The 4,188-nt window shown below is 72.7% G+C and carries 4 protein-coding genes; all 4 read left to right on the top strand.

What is annotated here, in order from left to right:
* Positions 1-960, top strand: a 960-nt coding sequence (locus B7767_RS20390) for a prephenate dehydrogenase (RefSeq protein WP_107486216.1), incomplete at its 5' end; no start/stop codon positions are given.
* A gap of 156 nt (positions 961-1,116) precedes the next feature.
* The gene (gene cmk, locus B7767_RS20385) at positions 1,117-1,803 is read left to right on the top strand and encodes a (d)CMP kinase (protein ID WP_085573453.1); all 687 of its coding nucleotides are present in this window, start codon (positions 1,117-1,119) and stop codon (positions 1,801-1,803) included.
* Positions 1,800-2,447 (top strand): 1-acyl-sn-glycerol-3-phosphate acyltransferase, encoded by a 648-nt coding sequence (locus B7767_RS20380; RefSeq protein WP_085573452.1) that lies wholly within the window; start codon positions 1,800-1,802, stop codon positions 2,445-2,447. Before cmk ends, B7767_RS20380 begins: the two co-directional genes overlap by 4 nt.
* A gap of 78 nt (positions 2,448-2,525) precedes the next feature.
* Positions 2,526-4,016 carry a ribosome biogenesis GTPase Der gene (der, locus tag B7767_RS20375; protein ID WP_085573451.1) on the top strand — a complete coding sequence of 497 codons (1,491 nt, stop codon included), beginning with the start codon at positions 2,526-2,528 and terminating at the stop codon, positions 4,014-4,016.
* The last annotated feature ends 172 nt before the right edge of the window (positions 4,017-4,188 follow it).

Below are 4,188 nucleotides of genomic sequence, written 5' to 3'. Positions count from 1 at the left end.
CTCGGCGCCGGCACGGACGAGGCCCCCGACGGGCCGGTCGACCTGGCGATCGTCGCCGCCCCGCCCGCCCACGTGGCCGACGTGCTCGCCGACGCGATGCGGCGCGGCGCGGCACGCGGCTACATCGACGTCGCCAGCGTCAAGGGCGGACCGCGCCGCGAGCTCCAGGAACGCGGGCTCGACCTGGCCCCGTACATCGGCACCCACCCGATGTCCGGCCGCGAGCGGTCCGGCCCGCTGGCCGCCACCGGGGACCTCTTCGAGGGGCGCCCCTGGGTGCTCACCCCGACCCGGGACACCGACACCGAGGTGCTGAACCTCGCCCTGGAGCTGGTCTCGCACTGCAGGGCCGTGCCCGTCGTCATGGACGCCGACGCCCACGACCGGGCCGTGGCCCTCGTCTCCCACATGCCCCACCTGGTGTCCAGCATGGTCGCCGCGCGCCTGGAGCACGCCGAGGAGGCCGCCGTACGACTGTGCGGGCAGGGCATCAGGGACGTGACCCGGATCGCCGCCTCCGACCCCCGGATGTGGATCGACATCCTCTCCGCGAACCCCGGCCCGGTCGCCGACCTGCTCACGGACGTCGCCGCCGACCTGGAGGAGACCGTGCGCGCCCTGCGCGCGCTGCAGTCCTCCGACGAGGACGAGCGCCGCGAGGGCAGCACCGGCATCGAGAACGTGCTGCGCCGCGGCAACGCGGGTCAGGTCCGCGTCCCCGGCAAGCACGGCTCCGCGCCGCGCGTCTACGAGACCGTGACGGTGCTCATCGACGACCAGCCCGGCCAGCTCGCCCGCATCTTCGCGGACGCCGAGCGCGCCGGCGCCAACATCGAGGACGTCCGCATCGAGCACGCCACCGGGCAGCAGGCCGGTCTGGTCCAGCTCATGGTGGAGCCCAAGGCGGCCCCGGCCCTCACCACGGGGCTGCGGGAGCGGGGCTGGGCGATCCGCCAGTGACGGATCCGCCGGTGACGGTCCGGGGCCGGGGCGGCCCGTCCCCCGGAGGGCCGGATCGTCCGCTTGTCGGAAGGGTTCCGGGCGGCCGGTAATCTGGTGCGGGGCGTGTCCGCGCCCCGCACACACCACTCCACCGCACCAGGAAGGTGTTCCTCCGTGGAAAACGGCGCCGCCCAGCCCGTGATTGTCGCCATCGACGGCCCCTCCGGCACGGGCAAGTCGAGCACCTCGAAGGCCGTGGCGGCGCAGCTCGGCCTGAGCTACCTGGACACCGGCGCCCAGTACCGGGCGATCACCTGGTGGATGGTGACCAACGGCATCGACATAGACGACCCGTCCGCGATCGCCGCCGTCGCCGGGAAGCCCGAGATCGTCTCCGGTACGGACCCGCAGGACCCGACGATCACCGTCGACGGCGTCGACGTGGCCGGCCCGATCCGCGGACAGGACGTCACCTCCAAGGTCTCCGCGGTCTCCGCGGTCCCCGAGGTGCGGGCCCGGATCACCGAGCTGCAGCGGTCCATCGCCGCCTCCGCCGTCACCGGCATCGTCGTCGAGGGCCGCGACATCGGCACCACCGTGCTGCCCGACGCCGACCTGAAGATCTTCCTCACCGCCAGCGCGGAGGCCCGTGCCGCCCGCCGCAGCGGCGAGCTCAAGGGCGCCGACCTGAACACCACCCGCGAGGCCCTGATCAAGCGGGACGCGGCCGACGCCGGCCGCAAGACCTCCCCGTTGGCCAAGGCCGGCGACGCGGTCGAGGTGGACACCACCGAGCTGACGCTGGCGCAGGTCATCGAGTGTGTCGTCACCCTCGTCGAGGAGAAGCGGGCCGGGAAGTGACCGAGGTCCCATCGGAGCGCGGCGCCGAGGTCGGCCGGCGCATCGGCGTCGGCCTGATGTACGGGTTGTGGAAGCCGCGTGTGCTGGGAGCCTGGCGGGTGCCCACGGCCGGTCCGCTGATCTTCGCCGTGAACCACTCCCACAACATCGACGGCCCCATGGTCATGGGCGTGGCACCCCGGCCGACGCACTTCCTGATCAAGAAGGAGGCGTTCGTCGGCCCGCTCGACCCGTTCCTGACCGGCATCGGCCAGCTCAAGGTGGACCGCGACACCACCGACCGCACGGCGATCTCCCGGGCGCTGGGCGTGCTGGAGCAGGGCGGTGTCCTCGGCATCTTCCCGGAGGGCACGCGCGGCGAGGGCGACTTCGCCTCGCTCCGCGCGGGGCTCGCCTACTTCGCCGTACGCGGCGGAGCGCCGATCGTGCCGGTGGCCGTCCTGGGAAGTTCCGAGCGCCGCGGACGGTTGATAAAGGGACTGCCCCCGCTGCGCTCCCGCGTGGACGTCGTCTTCGGCGACCCCTTCGACGCGGGAGACGGAAGCGGCAGACGTACGCGCAAGGCGCTGGACGAGGCGACCGAACGCATCCAGAAGCAGCTCACCGCCCACCTGGAAAACGCCAGGCGCCTCACCGGGCGCTAGGCGACACTCGAGTAGTGGATCACCCCTCGAACAGGGTGTTCCACCGATCACCACGATGAACGACGAGGTACCGACTTCATGAACGACCACATCCAGCCCGACGGCTCGGACGCGTACGAGGGTGCGCACGAGCATGATCACGGGGCGCTGGGCGATGCCGAGTTCGCGGAGTTCATGGAGCTCGCCGCGGAGGAGGGCTTCGACCTCGAGGACGTCGAGGGCGCCATCGAGGCGGCGGGCCACGGTCCGCTGCCCGTGCTCGCCGTCGTCGGCCGTCCCAATGTCGGCAAGTCGACCCTGGTGAACCGCATCATCGGCCGCCGTGAGGCGGTCGTCGAGGACAAGCCGGGCGTCACCCGCGACCGCGTCACCTACGAGGCCGAGTGGGCCGGCCGCCGTTTCAAGGTCGTCGACACCGGCGGCTGGGAGCAGGACGTCCTCGGCATCGACGCCTCCGTGGCCGCCCAGGCCGAGTACGCGATCGAGGCCGCCGACGCGGTCGTCTTCGTCGTGGACGCCAAGGTCGGCGCGACCGACACCGACGAGGCCGTCGTCCGGCTGCTGCGCAAGGCCGGCAAGCCGGTCGTGCTGTGCGCCAACAAGGTGGACGGCCCGAGCGGCGAGGCCGACGCGTCCTACCTGTGGTCCCTGGGCCTCGGCGAGCCGCACCCGGTCTCCGCGCTGCACGGCCGCGGCACCGGCGACATGCTGGACCAGGTCCTGGAGGCCCTGCCCGAGGCCCCGGCGCAGACCTTCGGCACCACCGTCGGCGGCCCGCGCCGGGTCGCCCTGATCGGCAGGCCCAACGTCGGCAAGTCCTCGCTGCTGAACAAGGTCGCGGGCGAGGACCGGGTGGTCGTCAACGAACTCGCCGGAACCACCCGTGACCCGGTCGACGAGATGATCGAACTCGGCGGCAAGACGTGGAAGTTCGTCGACACGGCGGGCATCCGCAAGCGCGTCCACCTCCAGCAGGGCGCCGACTACTACGCCTCGCTGCGCACCGCCGCCGCCGTCGAGAAGGCGGAGGTGGCCGTCGTCCTCATCGACGCCGCCGACTCCATCTCGGTGCAGGACCAGCGGATCGTCACCATGGCCGTGGAGGCGGGCCGCGCGATCGTCCTCGCCTTCAACAAGTGGGACACCCTCGACGAGGAGCGCCGCTACTACCTGGAGCGGGAGATCGAGACCGAGCTCGGCCAGGTGGTGTGGGCGCCGCGGGTGAACGTCTCGGCGCGCACCGGACGGCACATGGAGAAGCTGGTCCCGGCCATCGAGACGGCCCTGGAGGGCTGGGAGACGCGGGTCCCGACGGGCAGGCTGAACGCCTTCCTCGGCGAGCTGGTCGCCGCCCACCCGCACCCCGTGCGGGGTGGCAAGCAGCCGCGCATCCTGTTCGGCACCCAGGCCGGCACCAAGCCGCCGCGGTTCGTGCTGTTCGCCTCAGGCTTCATCGAGGCGGGCTACCGGCGGTTCATCGAGCGCCGGCTGCGGGAGGAGTTCGGTTTCGAGGGGACGCCGATCCACATCTCCGTGCGGGTGCGGGAGAAGCGCGGCAAGAAGAAGTAGCCGACGGCGGACATGACGAAGGGGCGGTCCCGGTGGGGCCGCCCCTTCGCCGCGCCCCGGGTCAGGCGCCCCTGCGCGGGGCCGGCGGCAGTCCGGCCGGCACGTGGTGCATCCCTGAGGCGGGCCTGCCGACCGTGCCGACCCGCTGCCACTGCGGCCCGGCGCCCTGCCG

This window comes from Streptomyces sp. 13-12-16 (assembly GCF_002114215.1).
Taxonomy (GTDB): Bacteria; Actinomycetota; Actinomycetes; order Streptomycetales; family Streptomycetaceae; genus Streptomyces.
Note: the sequence above shows the minus strand (reverse complement) of the source record. Positions and strands in the feature narration are given on the sequence as shown.